Genomic DNA, 22686 nt, shown 5'->3' on the forward strand with positions numbered 1-22686 from the left:
AATAAAAACACCAACGCAAGCGTTGGTGTTTTTGTCGAGAACTTATAATTGCTGGTTCATTATTTTTTGGGTTTTGCAAAAATCATTCGTCCGGCTGCTGTTTGCAGAATACTGGTGACAATTACCGCGGTTGTGGTTCCGATATATTTCTTGCCATTTTCGACAACGATCATGGTTCCGTCGTCCAGATAGGCAACGGCCTGGCCGTTTTCTTTTCCGCCTTTGACCAGGAGAACTTTCATCTCTTCCCCGGGTAAAACAATTGGTTTTACGGCATTAGCCAACTCATTAATATTAAGCACGTCCACCCCTTGCACGGTAGCAACCTTGTTAAGATTATAGTCGTTGGTCAGAATCTTGCCTTTGGTTGATTTTCCCAGTTTTACCAATTTTGAGTCAACCTCGTGGGTATCTTCAAAATCTTCTTCGGTAATTTGAACTTCGATTTCCAGATCGGTCTGAATTTTGTTTAAAATATCCAAACCGCGACGGCCCCGATTCCGTTTCAACTCATCGGATGAGTCCGAAATCAGTTGCAGTTCGTTAAGCACAAATACCGGGATCACCAGAGGGCCTTCAATAAAGCCGGTTTTACAAATATCAAAAATCCGTCCGTCAATAATTACGCTGGTATCCAGTAATTTGGGAATGGCCGCACCTTTCTTTTTGGCGGGTCGCTTTTGACCGACTGGCACATTGGCATCTTTTTCCCGCTTGGCAATCTGGAAAGCCTGGAGAATATCTTCCCGTTTTTTGATCGGTAAGGAAAAACCAATATACCCCAGCACAATATAAATGCTGATGGTCAGTAGTCCCCCGATCCAGGGAATAGGAATCTGCGAAAAAGCGAAACTGATCAGCATGGCAATCACCAGACCAATCACCAAACCACCAATACCCAGGCCAACATCAATGAGCCGCACATTTTCCATACTGGTCTCAACGATTTTAGACAGCTTTTTAACGCCTTTAAGCATCAATGGAAATAGAATGAAAAAAATAAGTCCAAATAGAACAATCAGAGCCGCATAAAGAATAACTTCCAATTCCGGAGTCAGGTCAATCTCCAGACTTTTTAAAATCCATGTATTGGTAACCAATACGTTGGCCAGAGCCATTCCAACCAGAATCCCCACAATTCCAAATGACACGCGAAGTATCTTTTGTATCATCATCTTCACCTCCTTTCAAAATATCATCTTAAAATTATAGCACTCAATTCTTAAGATTACACTATTAAATACAACAAAAGGCGTGAAATTCACGCCTCACTGTGTACCGAACTATTGATCAAATCCAGGATTTCTTCTTTATCTTTATCTTGAATCAAGACCATTTCACTGACAATGAAATTTCGGGCATTATTCAACATTTTCTTTTCTCCGGTTGAGAGACCTTTTAATCGATCCAATAAGATAAGATTCTTGACAACCTTTGCTACTTCAAAAATATCGCCGGTTTTTAAACGTTCCAGGTGTTCCCGGTATCGTCGGTTCCAGTTTTTTTCCATCACATCCATTGGTAATTTCAGGGTTTCGATCATCTCATCAATTACTGGCTGGGTCACAATGGTTCTTACCCCAATATCATCAACTTTATCAACGGGAATTAAAATTTGCAAACCTTCAGATACGATCTGCATGATGTAATAAGGTTTTATTTCTTCAAATATTTCTCGTTCTTCGATTGCTTCAATGATACCCGCTCCGTGCATCGGATAAACAATTTTATCCCCAATTTTATACATTTCAACCACTCCTATCATCGATTCTAGTTATATTATAACATATAAAAAAGGAATAAGCCTTTTATTTTATAAAAAACTTATCCCTGTGTCAATATTTATTTATTTAATTATTTATCAAATTATTTATCACTATATAATCATAGTTAAACTGATCCGTTTTCGTTTCAGATCCACAGCCAGCACTTTAACGGTCACCACATCCCCCAGCGATACCGCTTCAGACGGATGCTTAATATAACGATCGGTGATCTGCGAAATATGCACCAGCCCATCCTGATGGACGCCAATATCTACAAAGGCGCCAAAATCAATGACGTTTCGGACTGTGCCGATGAGTTCCATATCCACTTCCAGATCGCTCATCGATAAAACGTCGGATCGCAAATGGGGTTTAGGGGCATTTTCCCGGGGGTCCCTGCCCGGTTTTTTAAGTTCCTTGACAATATCGTAAAGAGTTGGGATCCCGATTTCCAGCTGGGCCGCCATTTCGGAATAGTTCATATCGTTAAACATATCCTGCTGTTCCCGGGTCCCCAGTTTTTCTTTCTGGATGCCTTTTAGCTTCAGGAGTTTTTCCACGCTTTTGTAGGCCTCCGGGTGAACTCCGGTATTATCAAGAATGTTATCCCCGTCATCAATCCGCAAAAAACCGGCGCATTGCTCATAGGCTTTGGCGCCCAGACCTTTGACCTTCATCAGTTCTTTTCGGCTTTTGATCGGCCCCGCACTGTTACGGTAATCCATAATATTGTTGGCAATGGTTTTGTTGACCCCGGCCACGTATTTGAGCAGCGCCACCGAAGCCCGGTTGACGTTAACCCCGACATTATTTACGGCGTCCTCGACCGTTGCTTCCAGGACCCGCTCCAGTTCTTTCTGATTAACGTCATGCTGATACTGACCGACCCCGATGTGTTTGGGATCGATTTTTACCAGTTCCGACAACGGATCCTGAAGCCGCCCACCAATGGAAATGGCGCCCCGGATCGAAACATTGATGTCCGGGTATTCTTCGGTCCCCAGTTCCGATGCCGAATAAACCGACGCCCCGGCCTCATTCACCACAATGTACTGCACCGGTACCTTTGTTTTTTTGATCGTTTCGGCGACAAACTGTTCCGACTCCCGGGAGGCAGTGCCGTTGCCGATGGCAATAATATCGACCTGATGGCGCTCAATCAGTTCCAGAAATTCTTTTTCCGCTTTTTCGGCCTGATCCTTGCCAAAGGTTGGATAGATGGTGGTGTAGTCCAGCACTTTTCCGACCTTGTCGAGAATGGCAATCTTGCAACCGGTCCGAAAAGCCGGGTCAAAGCCCATCGTCACCTTTTCTTTAAAGGGCGGCTGGAGCAGCAGTTTTTTCAGGTTAAGGGCAAACATCTTGATGGCCCCTTCTTCAGCCCGTTCTTTTAAGGCGGTCCGGATTTCCCGCTCAATAGCCGGCGCAATCAACCGGGTGTAACTGTCCCCAATTGATCTTAATAAATAGCTTGAGGGCTGAGCTTTGACCAGTTCTTTTTTTAAATAGGCCTCAATTTCTTCGGTGGGGGCCAATAGTTTAACCGACAGGGCTTTTTTCTTTTCGCCCCGGTTAAGCGCTAGAATCCGGTGATCCTTAATGGTTTTAATGGCTTCGGTATGGTCGAAGTACATTTCCAGTTCCGGGTTTTCCGCTTCTTTGCCCTTAACCACGGTGGACTTGATCTGTCCCTTATCGTAGGTACATTTTCTGATCACGCCCCGATAGCTACCGTTATCGGAAATGATTTCGGCAATAATATCCATCGCCAGTTGCAGCGCTTCTGCGGCGCTAGTGACTTCTTTTTCGGCGTCAATATAGTTAAGTGCCGCTTCATCCAGCTCGGCTTCGGTCATTTTTTGCTCTAAAATTTGCTGCGCCAGCGGCTCCAGACCTTTTTCCCGGGCTACCGATGCCCGGGTTTTCTTTTTCTGTTTATAAGGCAGGTAGAGGTCTTCCACTTCCTGAAGGGTTTGGCTTTTTAAAATGGCGGCTTTAAGTTCCGGGGTCAGTTTACCCTGTTCCTCAATGCTGCCGGTGACCTCTTCTTTTCTTTTTTCCAGTTTTCTTAAATATGTTAAACGCACATCCAGATCCCGTAATAGGGCATCACTTAAATTCCCGGTGACCTCTTTTCGGTAACGGGCAATAAAGGGAATGGTATTCCCGCCATCGATTAAATTGATGGTATCTTCGACCTGCTGGGGGCGTATTGAAAATTCTTTAGCGAGTTGATTGATTATCTGTTCCACAAAATTCTCCATTTCTTCATTTTTAAATTGACCGCTGGGGTTTTAATTTCCAAAGATTAGTTTAACATTTTTTTGATATAATCACAAACCTTCCTCGAAAACCCCTATTATACTTAAGGCTGATGGCTAGAGTAATTGTAATAAGACGCGGTTCATGTTAGAATATTCTGTATAAATGAAAAGGAGCAACACCTTAATGGCTATAAAATTTATTGTGGATTCCATGTGTGATACCAACAGCGACATTCTGAATCGCTATGATTTTGATATATTACCCTTTCCGGTAACCCTTGATGATAAAACCTACTTCGATGGCATCAACATCACCCCCGAAATGGTGGTTGATTTTGTCAATCATAACAGTAAACTCTTTCCCAAAACGGCCCAGATCCAACCCCTGGATATTACCAATACGGTCGAAAAACACCTTAAGAATGGTGATGATGTTATTTACCTGGTGCTTTCCTCAAAACTTTCCGGTACCTACCAGACTGCCCGACTGCTGGCCCGGGATTTACTGGAGAAATATCCGGAACGGAAAGTCGCGATTGTCGATTCCCTTTCGGCCACCACGGGCTCGGCACTGATCCTTTATCAGGGTCTGAAGCTGAATAAGCTCAACCGTCCCTATGAGGAAATTGTTGAAACCATGACCTTTCTGGCCCAGCACGCCCAGATCTTTTTTTTGGTTGGCGATATCAAATGGCTGGCTCAAGGCGGTCGGATCAGCCGAAATGCCGCGATGCTTGGCGATATGTTAAAAATCGTTCCGATCCTGTACTTTAAAGATGGTGAAATTCTGGTTTATGAAAAAATCCGCGGCCAGAAAAAAGCCTTAAAGACCCTGTTCGCCATTGTCGAAGAAAAAATGACGAATAAGGAACAGGTCCTCGGGATGATCCAAAGTACCGCGACCGATCTCCAGGAAAAGGCCAAGAAATATTTCGAAAAAGAATTGGGGATTAGAAACTTCTTGCTCCCTGAAAAAGCCGGTTCCACCCTGACCGTTCATATTGGCACCAATTGTCTGGGCATCATGTTTTTTGACGAACTGCCGGATAATTATGTCAATGTTACTCCCTGAAATCCTGCTTTTTTAATATCTAGATAAATAAAGCGCCTTGCCGAATCCATGATCGGCAAGGCGCTTTATTTATTATGTCCATTGAATTCTAATCTGTTCTACCCTCTTGGCGGTAAGCTCGAAGCCACCAGCTGAACCAGTCGGCTCAACGGCATGGTTTGCAGCCAGACCTTCCCCGGCCCTTTTAAGGTCGCCAGGAATAATCCTTCACCGCTTAAAAAGATATTCTTCATGCCTTTAACAGCCTGAATATCAAAGCTCACCGATTCTTCAAACATGCCGATATGACCCTGATCGATTTTAATCACTTCACCGGGAGCCAGATCGTATTCAATCATGGCGCCATCCATTTCGATAAAGGCGGTTCCCGGTCCCGAAATTTTTTGCAGAATAAAGCCTTCACCACCAAAAAAGCCGACCCCGATATTCTTTTTAAAGTACATATCCACATCCAGACTGGATTCACCCGCCAGAAAACTGCTTTTCTGACAAATGATCGACTGTCCCTGCTGCAGGGTCAGCGCTTTGATTTCGCCCGGATAACTGGAACAGAAAGAAATCTGGCTGTTGTTCTGTTCGGCGGTATAGGTGGTCATAAACAACGAATCCCCGGCCAGGGTCCGTCGTAACCCCTTCATCAGACCGCCTTTGGTGTTGGTTTCCATGCGGATGTTTTCGGTCATCCAGGACATTCCCCCGGACTCGGTAAACATTGATTCACCACTGTTTAAAGTTACTGTTGCCACCGGGAGATTGCCTCCCTTGATTTCAAAATTCATTTTTTCCTCCTCCGTTTTGCGTTAATATACAAAAATCGCCAATTAATGGATATTTACCCGGAAATTGGCGATTTATTTTAATTTGTCAGATTATTTTTAGATTATTTTTTTAATTTGATCAGGTTGATCAGTCCGCCGGCCAGCAGCATTTCTTTTTGCCGTTCGGAAACTTCCAGCAGCATCACATAGGTTAAGCCTTTAGTTTTATTGATCAGCTTGGCCTGGCCTGATTTAACGGCATCGAGCGCATTTTCGATGATCAGTTCATCGTTCAGTTCGATGGTGTCATAATCGGCTTCATTTTCAAATACCAGCGGCAGAATCCCATTATTGATCAGATTGTTTTTATGAATCCGGGCAAAGGATTTAACCGCCACCCCTTTGATGCCCAGGTAAACCGGTGCCAGTGCCGCATGCTCCCGGCTGGAACCCTGACCGTAGTTGGATCCGCCGACAATAAAGCCGCCGCCATTATCCAGGGCCCGTTGTGGGAATTCGGCATCACAAGGAGCCAGGCAGTAGTTTGACAGGTAAGGAATGTTCGAACGGTAGGGCAGTAATTTGGCGTTGGAAGGCATGATATGGTCAGTGGTGATGTTATCTTCAACGACAATCAGGGCTTTACCGGCGACGGTATTTTTAAGTGGCTGGGTGGCTGGGAAAGGTTTGATGTTTGGTCCTTTGATGACTTCGACTGCAGTGCCTTCTGGAGCTGGTGCCATCACCATGGTATCGTTGAGTAAAAAGTTTTCCGGCATCGCGATTTCCGGCAAATTGATCTTCCCTAACGGATTGGTCAGCACCCCTTCCAGAGCAGAAATGGCTGCTGCTTCGGGGCTTAACAGATAGACATCGGCCGAGGGGGTACCGGAACGGCCAAAGAAGTTCCGGTTGAAGGTTCGCAGTGACACCGCATCGGTGGAAGGTGCCTGACCCATCCCGATACAGGGACCACAACCGCATTCCAGCACCCGGGCACCGGCATTGAGCAGATCGGCCAAAGCGCCGTTTTCAGCCAGCATCGTTAACACCTGTTTGGATCCCGGGGCAATCACCAGGGAAACATTTTCAGCCACGGTTTTGCCTTTGACGATGGCGGCAACCTTCATCAGGTCCAACCAGGATGAATTGGTACAGCTGCCAATCGCCACCTGATCAACCTTCAGACCTTCAATTTCAGAAATTTTCACGACCTTGTCAGGACTGTGGGGACAGGCGGTTAATGGTTCCAAACTATCCATATCAACCTTTACCACTTCGTCATAAACGGCGTCTTCATCGGCTGACAGCTCAATATAATCCGCACCACGGCCCTGGGCTTCCAAAAATAACTTGGTCATTTCGTCGGATGGGAAAACCGAGGTGGTTGCCCCCAACTCGGCACCCATATTGGTAATCGTGGCCCGTTCGGGAACGGTCAGAGTTTCAACCCCTGCGCCGGTGTACTCAAAAACCTTATTGACGCCACCTTTGACGGTACATTGACGCAGTACTTCCAGAATGACATCCTTGGAGGAGACACCGGTACGCAGTTTACCAGTTAATTCCACCTGAACCACTTTGGGCATGGTGATATAGTAAGGGTCGCCGGCCATGGCCACTGCCACGTCCAGACCGCCGGCGCCAATGGCCAGCATGCCGATGCCGCCGCCGGTGGGGGTATGACTGTCAGATCCCAGCAGGGTATCGCCCGGCACCCCAAAGCGCTCAATCTGAACCTGGTGGCAAATGCCATTGCCTGGTTTGGAATAAAAAACGCCGTGTTTTTTAGCCACACTTTGGATATAACGATGATCGTCCATGTTTTCCGGACCTTCCTGCAGCATGTTGTGGTCGATATAAGCCAGGGATTTCTTGGTTTTAACCCGTGGTACCTCCATTGCTTCAAACTGCAAATAAGCCATGGTTCCGGTGGAGTCCTGGGTCAGGGTCTGATCGATGCGAATCCCGATTTCTTCGCCTTTGATCATTTCTCCCACTACAAGGTGTGCCGCAATAATTTTCTCTGTTAATGTTTTTCCCATTTTATTTACTATTTCCTTTCCATACTGCTATTTTCCTAATTTTCTCGGTGTGATTTGTTTATACTTATAAATCATGATTGTATTATTATACCATCTTTTTTCCCAACTTTCCATTTTTTTACTTTAACCAGTTCCGCTTCAAATTAAACCGAAACTATGTTATAATGAGGCTCAATCAACTCAATTGTTGCAAGTGGATTTGGAGGGGATCATGACTTTTCTTAAATGCTTCAGCCGCTTTTTATATGTCCAGGGAAGAAAAAACAACATCATCAATCTTTCCGCCCAGATGTCCTACCGGACCCTCTCGGCCTTTATTCCCTTTTTGATGTTGCTTTACAATTTTATCAACTGGTTTTCTGCCGGGGTGAATGAAACCCTGGTTTTTGTGCTTTCAAAAATATTGCCCCAATCGATTATGAATTACGTTAATCTGGCCATGGAAAATGCCAATACCATTTCTTTTTCATTGGGAACCAATCTGATTCTTGGCTTTTTTATTTTGTATGTCTCGGTTTCCGCCATGCATTCGCTGATCACCTCATTAAACCGCATCTTCGGACAGAAAGAAACCAGGGGAATCATCGCGCTCTGGATCCAATCTATTCTATATCTGTTCTTATTTCTGCTGATTATCTTTTTTACAGTTTTCTTCTATCTGTTCGGAGAGAAACTACTCGCTTTTATTTTTAATGCCTTAAATATATCCGAGTTTTTTGCTGTTTTCATCATGCTTTTTACGCTGATTTATATCATTATTGTGCCCACCCTAATTTTTACCCTGATCTATATGTACGCCCCCAAAAACCATCTTGGTTTTTTTGAAGCCCTACCTGGTGGCGCTTTTGTAAGTATCAGCTGGTTTATGATTCTTACTATCTATGCTCTGTTTGCCAACGCAGCCCTCGATTTCAATACCTTTTTCGTTAATCTGCAGGGGCCCTTCTCGCTGTTTTTCGTGGTCTATCTGATCTGTTTTACCCTCACCTTAGGAGGCGTCGTCAATTTGTACGGGGCTAAACAGGCATCAGTGAAACAAGCATCCCGGGAGGCTGAAAATGATTGAGCGGATGATGAATTTAAAAATTGTCAAGCTGATCTTCTTTTTGATGGAAGATTTTGAAGAGACCGATTTTTCCGGAATCTGCACCCAGATGTCTTTTTATCTGTTGCTGGCTTTTTTCCCGTTGCTGCTCTTTCTGATTACCTTTATCGGAAATTTCATCAAACCCTTTGAAACCTACCTCTACGATATTTTAGAAATTTTTTTGCCAAATCTTTCCTATGAATATGTGACAGGCTTATTGGACAGCATGATCAGTCAGGTTTCCGGCTCTCATTACAGTCTGATTCTGCTTGCCTTTTTCTTTTCATCCCTGGCCACCAGAGCTATTATGATTGGTATCAACCAAACCTATGGCCGGAAGGAAACCCGGACCCTAAAGGCAATCTGGCTTTATTCTTTTCTGTTTACCATCCTGTTTACCCTGGCTATTTTGTTAATTGTGGTTGCGTATCTTTTCAGTGCTGATGTGGGAGCTGTTATTTTTCAGAAAATCGGGCTATATACATATTATTATCCCGTTCTAAGCTTTTTTGCCGTTGCTTTTTCATGGATCGTTTCAACCTTTATTTTTAATATGATCTATGTGATGGCACCGGCGCAGCCGTTAAAATTTAAAAACGGTCTTCCCGGTGCGCTATTTGCAACCCTGGGACTTAATATTGCTTTTCGCATTTTTACCTTATTTATTAATCATTCCACTAAATACAGTACCCTCTATGGCAGCTTGGGCGGACTTTTTGCGCTGATGGTGGCAATATACTTTATTTGTGTGATTCTGAATCTGGGCGGAAAAATCAATCTGTACTGGTCTTTATATCAGGACCAGGAATTCTCATTAAAACTGTAGATGTTAGCCCTTGCGTAAAATGTTAAAAAGATTTTACTTTGTTTAAAAAAATGCACTATCAATATTAAGGGATTGTGATAAAATGTTAGTTGTATCAGCACCAGCTTCCAATCAAAATTGAAAGGACACGACCATTATGAATAAAATCGATGAACATGCAGATTTAGCCAGTAACAGGCGTTTTCTCAGTTACCAATATTTTGGTGCCCATATTAATGAAGAAGGAGTCACATTTCGGGTCTGGGCTCCCAATGCCCAGGGCGTTTCCGTAGTAGGCGATTTCAATGGCTGGAACATCAATGATCATCTCATGAAACCCGTTTCCGGCACCCATGGTGTCTGGGAGCTTTTTATCCCGGAACTATCCCAGGGACTGCTTTACAAATATGCTGTTCGCCAACATGATGGCGAGCTCGCCTATAAAGCCGATCCCTTTGGTTTTTACAGTGAGGTTAAGCCTAAAACAGCTTCCATTATCTGGGAACTTGATGGCTATGACTGGCAGGATGACAGCTGGTGCAAAAAAAGAAACGAAACCGATTGGCTGAAAATGCCGATAAATATTTATGAAGCCCATCTGGGTAGCTGGAAACGCAATGAACAAGGGGATTACCTGAGCTACCATGAACTGGCCGATCAACTGGTGCCCTATCTGGTGGAAATGCATTATACCCACATTGAACTGATGCCGATCATGGAACATCCCTTTGACGGTTCCTGGGGTTATCAGCTGACCGGCTATTACGCCGCCACCAGCCGCTACGGCGATCCTCAGGGCTTAATGCATTTCATCGATTGCTGCCATCAGGCCGGTATTGGTGTGATTCTGGATTGGGTGCCCGGTCACTTCTGCAAAGATGATCAGGGCTTACGGCATTTTGACGGCACCAGTCAATACGAGTTTTCCGAACACCAGCAATGGGGCACCATGGTCTTTGATTACGGCAAACCGGAAGTATTGGACTTTCTCATCTCCAATGCCCACTTCTGGTTTGACCGCTACCATGTTGATGGCCTCCGTATCGATGGGGTAGCCAGCATGATTGAGCTGAACCACGGCCTGGACGGTGAACCCTTTCGCAACCACGAGGGCGGCACCGATCGGCTCGAAGCCCTGTCCTTTCTCCGGGAGTTGAATACCATCATTTTCAGAGATTTTCCCTTTGCCATTATGTCAGCCGAAGATTCCACCGCCTATCCGATGGTCACCTGGCCAGTGGATAAGGGCGGCCTCGGCTTTAATCTGAAGTGGGACATGGGCTGGATGCACGATACCCTGGATTATATGAAAACCGATCCGATGTTCAGAAACCGCTTCCACCATCTGTTAACCTTTTCGATGGCCTATGCATTCAACGAGAATTTTATCCTGCCGCTGTCTCATGACGAAGTGGTTCACAGCAAACGAACCATCCTTGACAAGATGTTTGGCGATTATAATATGAAATTCGACCAGTTTCGAATCCTCTTCGGTTACCTAATGACCCATCCCGGCAAAAAACTTTCGTTTATGGGCAATGAATTTGCCCCCTTTCTGGAGTGGCGGGTGGACGAATCGCTGGAATGGTTTTTGCTGGATTATCAGAAACATCGGGAAATTCACACCTATATTAAAGATCTGAATAAGTTTTATCGCAAAGAAAAAGCGCTCTGGATCGATGACCATAGCTGGGGCGGTTTTGAATGGCTGGAACCAAACAATAGTGAACAGAGTATTCTTATTTTTAAACGGCTGGGTTCAGAGGCCAAAGATACCCTGATCACGATTATCAATTTCTGTCCGCTAAGTTATGCTGATTATCAGATCGGTGTTCCGGCCGGGGGCAATTACCGGCTGGCCTTTAATTCCGATGACTGCAGCTATGGCGGCAGCGATTTTAACATGAAAAAAACCATGAAGGCTCAAGCCATCCCCCTCCATGGACAGGACTATTCGGTTTCCCTCAATATTCCACCCTCAGCGGTGATTGTTCTAAAAGGCATTGTTCCCCGGGTAAGCGCTAAAGCGAAACCGGAACCGGCTAAAAAAACGAAAGCAAAAAAATAAACCACGCGATCATAAATTTTTAATAAAACTAGCTTTGTTGAAAGGAACTACCATGAATTCTTCAGAAAGAGAAAAGAAAAAAGCATACTATAAGGCTACCTTTAGCAAAAAAATCGAAGAGGTTTCCGGTAATTGTCTGGCCGACTCCTCGGTTTTTAATCAATACCAGGCCTTGGCTGAAATGGTGATGGAAAACATCACCTCCCAATGGGCTAAAACCAATACCCTCTATAATAAAAACGAATCCAAGCAGGTCTACTTTTTTTCCATTGAATTTCTGATTGGACGACTCTTGAAATCTTATCTTAATAATTTAGGCGTTGGTGATCTGGTTCAGGAATGCGCCGAAGAAATGGGTCTTGACTATGAAGCCGTCCTTGCGCAAGAGTCCGACCCGGGTTTGGGAAATGGTGGCCTGGGTCGGTTAATGGCCTGCTATCTGGATTCCTCTTCGGCTATGGGGATGCCGGCCCACGGCAATGGCATCCGTTATAAATACGGCCTGTTTGAGCAGCGTATTATCAATGGTGAACAGATTGAAGTGGCCGATAACTGGCTTAAAAACGGCTATCCCTTTGAAATCCGAAATCCCGATAAGTCGGTCATCGTAAAATACTATGGCCAGATTCATTCCGAAAAAATTAATGGCAACCTGACCTTTGTCCACGAAAATTACGAACCGATTATGGCAGTCCCCTATGATGTTCCGATTAAAGGTTATTGCAACGAAACGGTAAATTCCTTACGACTGTGGAGCGCCGAGCCGCTGGAAGCCTTCGATCTCCCCAGTTTTAACCAGGGTCATTTTTTAAACGCGGTCCGCCATAAATCTGAAGCCGAAGCCATCAGCCAAATCTTGTATCCCAATGACAATGGCTTCGACGGCAAGCTGCTGCGGCTCAAACAAGAGTACTTTTTTGTCTGCGCCGGATTAAAGCGGATCATTGTCGATTTTAAACGCTCCAATAATAATTCCATGGATGGTTTCAGCGATAAAATTTGTATTCACATTAATGATACCCATCCGGCTTTATGCGGTCCCGAACTGATGCGGGTACTGATGGATGAAGAAGGCCTGGGTTGGGAGGAATCCTGGAAGATCACGGTGGCCGCGATGAGTTTCACCAACCATACGGTGCTTCCGGAAGCGCTGGAAAAATGGCCGGTAGAGATGATGAAGGATTTATTACCCCGGATTTATATGATCATTGAAGAAATCAACCGCCGTTTTCTGCTGGATCTGGATAGTGAGTATCCCCATGATCTGGACCGAAACCACAGCCTTTCGATTATCCGGGACAATTATGTCCATATGGCCAGCCTGGCCATTGTCTCCAGCCATTCCGTCAATGGTGTGGCGGCCCTCCACAGCAAAATTCTGAGAGAAGAAACCTTTAACGGCTATTACCAGGTTTTCCCCAAGCGGTTCCATTCGGTAACCAACGGAGTATCGCCGCGACGTTTTCTGATGAGCAGCAATCCCGAGCTGAAAACACTACTTAATGAATCGATTGGAACGGATTGGGATCATAATCTGTTCCATCTGAAAAAACTGTTAAACTATATTAGTGATCCGGTTTTTTATGCAAAGTTCGATGCGGTCAAGCTGTCAAATAAGGTTCGACTAGCAAATTACATGGCCAGCCATAATGATATCAACGTAGATCCCCACTCGCTTTTTGACATCCAGGTCAAGCGAATTCATGAGTATAAACGACAATTGCTGAACGCCCTCCATGTCCTGTATCTGTATAATCGGCTTAAAGAAAACCCCAACCTGGAAATGGCGCCACGCACCTTTATCTTTGCCGGTAAAGCGGCGCCAGGGTATTACTACGCCAAAGAGGTGATCAAGCTGATTACCGCTATTGCCGAACTGGTCAATAGCGATCCGACCCTGCATGACAAACTGAAGGTGGTTTTCCTGGCCAATTTCAATGTTTCTCTGGCGGAGATCATCTATCCTGCCGCCAATATTTCCGAACAGATTTCGACAGCAGGAAAAGAAGCCTCAGGAACCGGAAATATGAAATTCATGATGAATGGTGCCATCACCCTGGGCACGATGGACGGTGCCAATATTGAAATAATGGAAGCTGTTGGATCCAGTAATATTGTCAGCTTTGGCCTGTCCGCCGATGAGGTTCATCATTATCAGAAATACGGCGGCTATCGATCCATCGATATTTTTGAACAGGATCCCCGAATTCAGCAGGTGCTGCACCAACTGATTGATGGGACTCTGGGACATGGACTCAGCTTCCAGGCCATCTATGATTCGCTACTTTTATATAACGATGGCTATTTTGTCCTGAAAGATTTCAATGCCTATGCCGATGCTCAGAATCAGGTGGATCATCTATTCCGCAATCCGACCATTTGGACGAAAATGTCCATCAGCAACGTAGCAAATTCTGGTATTTTCTCAAGTGATCGTTCAATTGCCGACTATCAACGAGAAATCTGGAAAATCATTTAAGGAGGTCTCACTTTGAATACTGAATGTGTCGCAATGCTCCTGGCGGGAGGTCAAGGGAGCCGGTTAGGCTCGCTGACCTTTAATAACGCCAAACCAGCCGTTTTATTTGGTGGAAAATATCGAATTATCGATTTTCCGCTCAGCAATTGTATGAATTCAGATATTGATGTGGTGGGGGTTCTGACCCAGTACCGCCCCTACATCCTGAATAATTATATTGGCGATGGGTCGGCCTGGGCCCTGGACCAGATCCAGGGTGGGGTCCATATCCTGCCGCCCTATATGGGCCAGAAAGGGGGCCGGTGGTATTCGGGAACGGCTGATGCCATTTATCAGAATCTGGATTTCATTGACCGTTTTGATCCGGAGTATGTGCTGATTCTTTCCGGGGATCATATCTACAAAATGGATTATTCCAAAATGCTGGCCTTCCATAAAGAGAAAGAAGCTGACCTGACCATTGCGGTGATGGATGTGCCCTGGGAAGATGCCCACCGTTTTGGTATCGTAAACACCGATGAGGAACATTGCATTAAGGAGTTCCAGGAAAAGCCTGAACACCCCAAAAGCAATAAAGCATCGATGGGTATTTATATTTTCACCTGGAAAGAATTAAAAAAAGCGCTGCTGGACGATGCCGGAAACCGGGAATCCGAACACGATTTTGGCCATAACGTGATTCCCATGCTCCATGAAAGCGGCAAGCGGATTTACGCCTACCCCTACTCCGGCTACTGGCGGGATGTGGGCACGGTTCAGAGCTATTATGATGCCAATATGGATCTTTTAAATTGCGACTGCGATTTCGATCTCAGTGACCGTAACTTTCGGGTCTTTTCCAACAATACCAGCCGTCACCCCCAATTCATCGGCCCCCAGGCCAAGATCATCAACAGTCTGATCTGTGATGGTTGTATTATTTTTGGCAAGGTTGAGAATTCGATTCTTTCTCATGATGTGGTGATTCACAAGAAAACCAGTTTAAAAAATGTGATTGTTCATACCGGTGCCATCATCGAAGATGGGGCTATTTTAGAAAATTGTATCGTCGGAGCCCGGGCCAGAATCAAGGGTGATGCCCGCTATATTACCGATCCCGCCGACACAACTCCTGAAATACATGTTATCAACAACTGAGAGGAGTAAGAAAAAATGAAAAATGCTGTTGGACTTATCTTAAATGTCGATGGAGAGGATGATTCCTTAAAAGATTTTCTGCAACATCGTAGCTTGAGCACCCTGCCTTTCGGCGGACGTTATCGTCTGATCGACTTTACCCTCTCCAATATGGTCAATTCCGGTTTATCTCATGTTGGTGTCATTGGTTCTCATAAGTACAGTTCCCTTGTTGATCATTTGGGTACCGGCAAGGAGTGGTCGCTGAGCCGAAAAACACAGGATCTTTCGATCCTCTCCGGATCAAATAACTACCATATCGGCCGGCTGATCAAGGTTAATCTCCGGAATCTCCAGAATAACCGGGGTTTTCTGGACGCCACTGCTGCCGAACATGTGCTAATTGCCACCCCCAACCTGGTAACCACCTTTGATTTCAAAAATGCCTATGAAATTCATTTAAAAAATGACAGTGACATTACCCTGATTTTTAAAAAGGATGATCCGCTCTACCATCTCAAGGACAATGATCTCTATCTGGAATTTACCAAAAACCGGGTCAGTGGTCTCCACTATAAACGAGATCACACCACCGGACATTTTTTTACTGAGATGTTTTTTGTCAAGAAATCAGTTCTGGAGGAGTTGCTGGATCTCAGTGAGCGTACCGGCGACTGGGATTTAATGGATATGATTAAATATAATATCGATACGCTTCGCGTTTTTGGGGCTCAGCATACCGGTTATATTAAACGGGTCAACTGCCTGGAAAATTATATGAAAACAAGTATGGATCTACTGGAGTACGAGATTATGCAGGAGCTTTTCCTAGGTAAAAATTCCATCCATACCAAAATAAAAGACAACCATCCCACCCTTTATGATGATCCGGCCCAGGTATCCAACTCCATTGTCGGCAGCGGCTGCATCATCGATGGGACCATTAATCACAGCATAATTTTTCGAGATACACAAATGAACGTTGGTTCTCACATCCAAAACAGCATTATCATGCAACGGTGTGAAATCGGGAGAAATGTTAATCTGAACTATGTGGTCATGGATAAAGATACCAAAATCAGTGACCACACCACCTTAGTGGGTAAACCCCATGCTCCCATTGTTTTAAAGAAAGGCACGGTAATTTAAATGTTAAATGTCCTATTTGTCGCTTCGGAAGCTTACCCTTTTTCAAAAAGTGGTGGCTTGGGGGATGTGCTTGGCGCTCTGCCAAAAGCGTTTCCCGAAGATGTCGATGCCCGGGTTATGCTTCCCTATTACAGCTCCATTCCAGAAGAACTGTGTCGAAAAATAAAGCCCCTTAAGCATTTTCAGATATGGATGTCTGACACCCTTCATTATTGCGGCCTGTTGACCTGTGAATACGAAGGCGTCACCTTTTATTTTATTGACAATGAGGCTTTTTTTAAACGCCCATCGCTGTATGGCTATTACGATGACGGTGAACGATTCAGCTTTTTTTGTCGGGCAGTGCTGGACTCCCTGCCGCTGCTGGATTTCACCCCAGATATCGTTCACTGTAATGATTGGCAGACAGCCGCCGTTCCCTATCTGCTCAAACATCAGTATCGCCGGGCTTTCCCTGATACAAAGGTGGTTTTTACGATCCATAATATTCGTTATCAGGGAGTTTATGGTTTTCACGATATCAGCCCCTATCTCCATCTCGGCTTCTTACCCTCCGACCTGGAGTATTACGGAAAAATCAATCTGATGAAAGGGGCTCTTTATGCTGCTGATTTAATTACCACCGTCAGCCCTACCTATGCTGAAGAACTAACTGATCCCTATTACGGGGAAGGACTGGATGGAGTGATCCGTCATCTCAAGCATCAGGTGGTGGGGATTCTCAATGGCATCGATGAATCCATTTATGATCCCAAAACTGATCCCGCCTTGTTTGTTCCCTACGATAACCCGGAAAAAAAGAAAGCGGATAACAAAAAAGCCCTGCAGGAGTATTTCGACCTGCCCGTCCGGGCGGACGTTCCGATGGTATCGATGATCACCCGGTTGGTGGAACAAAAAGGCCTTGATCTGGTGTCCAACGTGATCCATGAAATTTTACAACAGGATCTTCAACTGGTGATTCTGGGGACGGGTGATTCGGTTTATGAAAATCTGTTCCGAAGCATCGCCTACAACTACCCGGATAAAATGGTGACCATCATCGACTTTGACGAAGATCTGTCCCGAAAAATCTATGCCGCCAGTGATTTCTTCCTGATGCCGTCTAAATTTGAACCCTGTGGCCTCTCTCAGATGATTGCCATGCGTTATGGCGCTGTGCCTATCGTTCGGGAAACCGGCGGACTCAAGGATACCGTCAGCTATTTTAATACCAAGACCAAAAAGGGGAATGGCTTCAGTTTTGCAACTTATAATGCCCATGACATGCTTTTCACCATCCAGCATGCCGTCGCTTTATACCATAATTCGCCGGCGGCCTTTAAAAAGCTGGTAAAAAATGCCTTTAACACTCATTTTGACTGGAAACAATCAGCCGATATTTATCTTTCATATTATAATAAATTGATGGAGTGATAAGATTATGGAATTTCGTCATCATTCATGGGAACAGGCATTTCGCACCCCTTTTGGGGCACTGCCGGTTGGCAGTGCCGTTACCCTGCGGGTCACTGCCACTGAAATTGAAAAATTACAACTACGGGTTCATTTTAATGATCAGGAAGTAATCCACCCGATGATCAAATCCCGGGAATCCAATTTTTGGGAAATTACCATCGATATGCCCCTGACTCCCGGTGTCTTCTGGTATGACTTCAGTTTTTCCTCCCGGGGCAGAGCCTATGCCTATGGCACCCTGAGTGACCATTTGGGTGGTGAAGGCCGGGTTTATGAATCAAAACCACCGTCTTATCAAATTACGGTTTATGATCCCAAACGGCAATCACCAGCCTGGTATTCCCAGGGCATCATGTACCAGATCTTCCCGGACCGCTTTAATCGGGGCGCGGATTTCGATCTTGCTAACTTCCATAAAGATGCCATCCTCCACCCCCACTGGAACGATACCCCCCACTATTTCAGAGAGAAGGACGGTGGCATCAAATACTGGGATTTTTTTGGCGGTACCCTGGCCGGCATTACCGAAAAGCTGGACTACCTGCAGAGTTTAAACATCACCATTCTCTATCTCAATCCCATTTTTAAATCCCAGAGCAACCACCGCTATGATACTGGCGATTATATGTGTATTGATCCGGCGTTAGGAACCCAGAAAAGCTTTGAAACCCTGGCCTCAGAATGTAAAAAACGCGGGATCGCGATTATTCTGGATGGCGTTTTCAGCCATACCGGTGACGACAGCCTTTATTTCAATCGTTATGGTCATTATCCGGTCGTTGGCGCCTATCAATCTAAAGACTCAGAGTATTATCCCTGGTACACCTTCACTGACTACCCCAAAACCTACACCTGCTGGTGGGGGGTTGACGCCATGCCGAATACCAATGAGATGCATCCCAATTTTCAGGCCTTTATTTATAAAAACAAAGACAGTGTTATCCGTCACTGGATGAAGGCTGGGGCTTCCGGCTGGCGGCTGGATGTGGCCGATGAACTGCCTGATCCTTTTATCAAAGGTCTGAAAGAAGCCATGATCGAGGAAAATCCGGACAGTATTCTGATTGGCGAAGTCTGGGAAGATGCCTCCCGAAAAGTAGCCTATGACGAACTGCGGAGCTATTTTTCCGGTTATGAGCTGGATGCCGTGATGAACTACCCCTTCCGTGAGACCTTTATCGATTTTGTTATTGGCGACAAAAGCTCCGGACTGGCCGCCCGGATTATGATGTCGCTCTACGAACACTATCCCAAAGACCAGTTTATGGGTAATATGAACCTGATTGGCAGCCATGATCGACGGCGGATCCTTAACGTGCTCGGCGAAGCTTATAAATATCTGGGAAACCATAGCCATAAAACTTATCGCCTGGATGACACCCAATATGCACTGGCCGTAAAACGATTAAAGCTGCTCAGTCTGATCCAGTTCACCTTCCCGGGTGTCCCCTGTCTATACTACGGCGACGAGGCCGGGGTTCAGGGTTTTGAAGATCCTTACAACCGGCGCACCTATCCCTGGGGCAACGAGGATCAGGATCTGCTTGCCTGGTATCGCCTGATCACCAAACTCCGGGCCGATCATCCGGTCTTTCAGAACGGCTCCTGGAAACCTTATGAAGCCAGCGACGATCTTTTTGTATTTGAACGGCGGAACGATGAAACCCTCTGTTTTTGCCTGTTCAACCGCAATTCCCGTGCGGTTCATTTATTCAAACATCCGGATTTTGCCGGCTGCCAGGGTTTGGATCTAATCTCAGGAGAGTCCGTCTCACTAAACCCAATTGTCCTTCAACCTCTTTCTTATGCCGTTGTGATGGTAACTCCCAATACCTGTCAAATTATTTAGACTTACTCTCTCAAAAGGATTGCGGCCCGCCGCAATCTTTTTTGTTTTATTGTTTTGAGAAAGGGTAATTAAATTAAGATACATCTGATGAACAACTAAAAATATTTGGATTTCTAACTCTTAATAACTATTTTATTGAAAGGAATACTCATGAAAACATCAGAATGCCTTGAAGAAATTGAAGATTTTAAATCTGCATATATTAAAAAAATTGAAGAAGTTTCCGGTGAATATCTGGCAGAGTCCTCCCTCTTAAATCAGTATGAAGCTCTGGCTGCAATTGTCATGGATAAAATCGCTTCACAATGGGCCAAAACAAGATCTGAATACGATGAGATACCCCATAAACGGGTCTACCTGTTTTCGATTGAATTTTTAATTGGACGGCTACTGAAAGCCTATGTCAACAGCCTGGATATGGAGGAAACCGTCAAAATTGCCATGGCTGAATTGGGCCTGGATTACGAGACCATTCTCAGCCAGGAAACTGATCCAGGTTTGGGAAATGGCGGACTGGGCCGACTAATGGCCTGTTTTTTAGAATCTTCCGCCACCCTCGGTTTACCCTTCCATGGTAATGGTATCCATTATAAACATGGTCTGTTTGAACAAAAAATTATCAATGGTGAACAGGTAGAAGTCGCCGACAATTGGCTGCGACACGGCTATCCCTTTGAAATAAGGAAGCCCAATGAAGCGGTTATTGTTAAGTTTTATGGCGATCTCCATTCTGAAAAAATCAATGGCGTGCTAACCTTTGTTTATGAAAATTACGAACCGATTCTGGCCGTACCCTATGATATTCCCTTAAAAGGTTACCATAATAATACGGTGAACTCCCTGAGACTTTGGAGCGCCGAACCGATTGAGGAATTTGATCTGCCCAGTTTCAATGAGGGACAGTTTCTCGATGCCGTCCGCCATAAATCCGAGGCTGAAGCCATTACTCAAATTTTATACCCCAATGATAATAAGTTCGATGGCAAACAACTACGTTTGAAGCAGGAGTATTTTTTTGTCTGTGCCGGTTTGAAACGGATGATCACTCGATTTAAGCGCTATAACAACGATTGTCTCGATGAGTTTGCCGACAAAATTTGTATTCACATCAATGATACCCACCCTGCTCTGTGTGGACCCGAAATGATGCGAATTTTTATGGATGAAGAAGGTTTAAGCTGGGATGATGCCTGGAAGATTACCGTCAATTCGCTAACCTTTACCAATCACACCGTTCTACCAGAAGCACTGGAAAAATGGCCAGTCGATATGATGAAACTGCTCCTCCCGCGGATCTATATGATTATCGAAGAGATCAATCGACAATTCCAGGAAGACTTGCGGATAAAATCCGGGCTTAACGAATTGCAAATCAGTTCATTATCGATTATTCAGGATGGTCAAATTAATATGGCTAATCTGGCCATCGTCTGCTGCCATTCTGTTAACGGTGTTGCTGAGCTACACAGCAGAATCTTAAAAGAAGAAACCTTCAATGGCTACTATAAGCTATTTCCTGAGCGATTCCATTCTGTCACAAATGGTGTCACTCCCCGTCGTTTTCTGATTAACAGCAATACCGGTCTCAGGGACTTGATTACCGAATCCATCGGCATCGACTGGATTAACAATCTTTATGACCTCGAAAAACTTATGGACTTTAAAAATGACGCTCCGTTTTGTGATCGTTTTAATCGGATCAAATTGGATAATAAAACCCATTTGGCAAATTATATCAAGGAGCATAATCATATTTCGATAAATCCGGAATCAATTTTTGACATTCAGGTCAAGCGCATTCATGAATACAAACGACAGCTCCTGAACGCCTTACAGATTCTCCATTTGTATAATCATTTAAAAGCAAACCCCCATCTCGAAATCGTACCCCGAACCTTTATCTTTGCCGGCAAAGCCGCCCCGGGATACTATTTTGCCAAGGAAGTCATTAAACTGATTAATTATATTGCCGATCTTGTCAATAATGACAAAGATATCCGCGATCAGATTAAGGTGGTTTTTCTGGCGAACTTTAATGTATCTCTGGGTGAGATCATCTATCCGGCCGCCAATATCTCCGAGCAGATCTCAACCGCCGGGAAAGAAGCTTCTGGTACTGGTAATATGAAATTTATGATGAATGGTGCCATTACTCTGGGTACCATGGATGGCGCCAACATTGAAATCCATGAAGCAGTTGGGGCTGACAATATCATTACCTTTGGATTATCCTCTGATGAGGTCTCGCATTTTGAAAAAAATGGTGGTTACAGCTCCGTTCATGTTTATGAAAATGATCATCGCATTCAGAAAATTATGCATCAGCTCATTGACGGTACCTTTGGCCACCTAACTAATTTCCAAAGTGTTTATGACTCCTTGCTTTTGTATAATGACACCTACTTCGTATTAAAGGACTTTGATGATTATACAAAAGCTCAGCATCGTATCAATGAACTATTTAAAGATAAAAACAAATGGTTTGAAATGTCCCTCAGCAATGTGGCCTACTCCGGTCTTTTTTCCAGCGATCGCGCGATTCTGGAATATCAAAAAAATATTTGGAAGACACTGTAGATTAGCCCCTCCTTTCCCTCCTTTCCCCCCTTTATTTGGAAACAGAACCTGTATCAGCGATACAGGTTCTGTTTCTTTCAACAAACTTATTTTAGAATTACTACCGCTAAATGAAACCATGCAACTCCGTCTTCGCTGCGCTGCGCCTACGTTTGGGGCTTCGCCCCATAAAAAAATACAGATATAAACATTG

15 protein-coding genes are annotated in these 22686 nt (G+C 44.7%); 10 read left to right on the forward strand and 5 right to left on the reverse strand.

What is annotated here, in order from left to right:
* Positions 1-59: 59 nt before the first annotated feature.
* The 3 genes from ABGU93_RS03300 to ABGU93_RS03310 form a co-directional block, all read right to left on the reverse strand.
* A complete protein-coding gene (locus ABGU93_RS03300; RefSeq protein ID WP_347412085.1) occupies positions 60-1172 on the reverse strand; it encodes a PIN domain-containing protein in 1113 nt (370 codons plus the stop codon).
* Positions 1173-1261: 89 nt separating this feature from the next.
* A complete protein-coding gene (locus ABGU93_RS03305; protein ID WP_347412086.1) occupies positions 1262-1747 on the reverse strand; it encodes a CarD family transcriptional regulator in 486 nt (161 codons plus the stop codon).
* A 129-nt stretch (positions 1748-1876) separates the two neighbouring features.
* Entirely contained in the window at positions 1877-4018 is a 2142-nt protein-coding gene (locus ABGU93_RS03310) for a Tex family protein (protein ID WP_347412087.1), read from the reverse strand.
* 196 nt (positions 4019-4214) lie between these two features.
* Here ABGU93_RS03310 and ABGU93_RS03315 point away from each other — a divergent pair, with 196 nt between their 5' ends.
* The gene (locus ABGU93_RS03315) at positions 4215-5102 is read left to right on the forward strand and encodes a DegV family protein (protein WP_347412088.1); all 888 of its coding nucleotides are present in this window, start codon (positions 4215-4217) and stop codon (positions 5100-5102) included.
* Positions 5103-5200: 98 nt separating this feature from the next.
* On the opposite strand, the gene ABGU93_RS03320 is transcribed toward ABGU93_RS03315, so the two are convergent.
* Together ABGU93_RS03320 and ABGU93_RS03325 are read right to left on the reverse strand one after the other, a co-directional pair.
* The gene (locus ABGU93_RS03320; RefSeq protein ID WP_347412089.1) at positions 5201-5881 is read right to left on the reverse strand and encodes a TIGR00266 family protein; all 681 of its coding nucleotides are present in this window, start codon (positions 5879-5881) and stop codon (positions 5201-5203) included.
* A 101-nt stretch (positions 5882-5982) separates the two neighbouring features.
* Positions 5983-7905, reverse strand: a complete 1923-nt coding sequence (locus tag ABGU93_RS03325) for an aconitate hydratase (protein WP_347412090.1) — start codon at positions 7903-7905, stop codon at positions 5983-5985.
* A 211-nt stretch (positions 7906-8116) separates the two neighbouring features.
* Here ABGU93_RS03325 and ABGU93_RS03330 point away from each other — a divergent pair, with 211 nt between their 5' ends.
* The 9 genes from ABGU93_RS03330 to ABGU93_RS03370 all read left to right on the forward strand — a co-directional run bounded on the left by ABGU93_RS03330 (position 8117) and on the right by ABGU93_RS03370 (position 22493).
* Positions 8117-8971 (forward strand): YhjD/YihY/BrkB family envelope integrity protein, encoded by an 855-nt coding sequence (locus ABGU93_RS03330; protein WP_347412091.1) that lies wholly within the window; start codon positions 8117-8119, stop codon positions 8969-8971.
* A complete protein-coding gene (locus tag ABGU93_RS03335) occupies positions 8964-9818 on the forward strand; it encodes a YhjD/YihY/BrkB family envelope integrity protein (protein ID WP_347412092.1) in 855 nt (284 codons plus the stop codon). Before ABGU93_RS03330 ends, ABGU93_RS03335 begins: the two co-directional genes overlap by 8 nt.
* Positions 9819-9954: 136 nt before the next feature.
* On the forward strand, positions 9955-11865 hold the full coding sequence (gene glgB / locus ABGU93_RS03340) for a 1,4-alpha-glucan branching protein GlgB (protein WP_347412093.1): 1911 nt from the start codon (positions 9955-9957) through the stop codon (positions 11863-11865).
* Positions 11866-11917: 52 nt separating this feature from the next.
* Positions 11918-14344: a glycogen/starch/alpha-glucan phosphorylase gene (locus tag ABGU93_RS03345; protein ID WP_347412094.1), complete on the forward strand. Its 2427-nt coding sequence runs from the start codon at positions 11918-11920 to the stop codon at positions 14342-14344.
* A 12-nt stretch (positions 14345-14356) separates the two neighbouring features.
* Complete coding sequence (locus ABGU93_RS03350) at positions 14357-15481, forward strand: glucose-1-phosphate adenylyltransferase (RefSeq protein WP_347412095.1); 1125 nt, start codon at positions 14357-14359, stop codon at positions 15479-15481.
* A 15-nt stretch (positions 15482-15496) separates the two neighbouring features.
* Positions 15497-16609, forward strand: a complete 1113-nt coding sequence (gene glgD, locus ABGU93_RS03355) for a glucose-1-phosphate adenylyltransferase subunit GlgD (protein ID WP_347412096.1) — start codon at positions 15497-15499, stop codon at positions 16607-16609.
* Entirely contained in the window at positions 16610-18025 is a 1416-nt protein-coding gene (glgA, locus tag ABGU93_RS03360) for a glycogen synthase GlgA (RefSeq protein ID WP_347412097.1), read from the forward strand.
* 7 nt (positions 18026-18032) lie between these two features.
* Complete coding sequence (locus ABGU93_RS03365) at positions 18033-19916, forward strand: glycoside hydrolase family 13 protein (RefSeq protein WP_347412098.1); 1884 nt, start codon at positions 18033-18035, stop codon at positions 19914-19916.
* Between the two features lie 150 nt (positions 19917-20066).
* A complete protein-coding gene (locus ABGU93_RS03370) occupies positions 20067-22493 on the forward strand; it encodes a glycogen/starch/alpha-glucan phosphorylase (protein WP_347412099.1) in 2427 nt (808 codons plus the stop codon).
* Positions 22494-22686 lie beyond the last annotated feature (193 nt).

Origin of the sequence: Acetobacterium sp. (genome assembly GCF_039830195.1) — a bacterium.
Lineage (GTDB): Bacteria > Bacillota > Clostridia > Eubacteriales > Eubacteriaceae > Acetobacterium.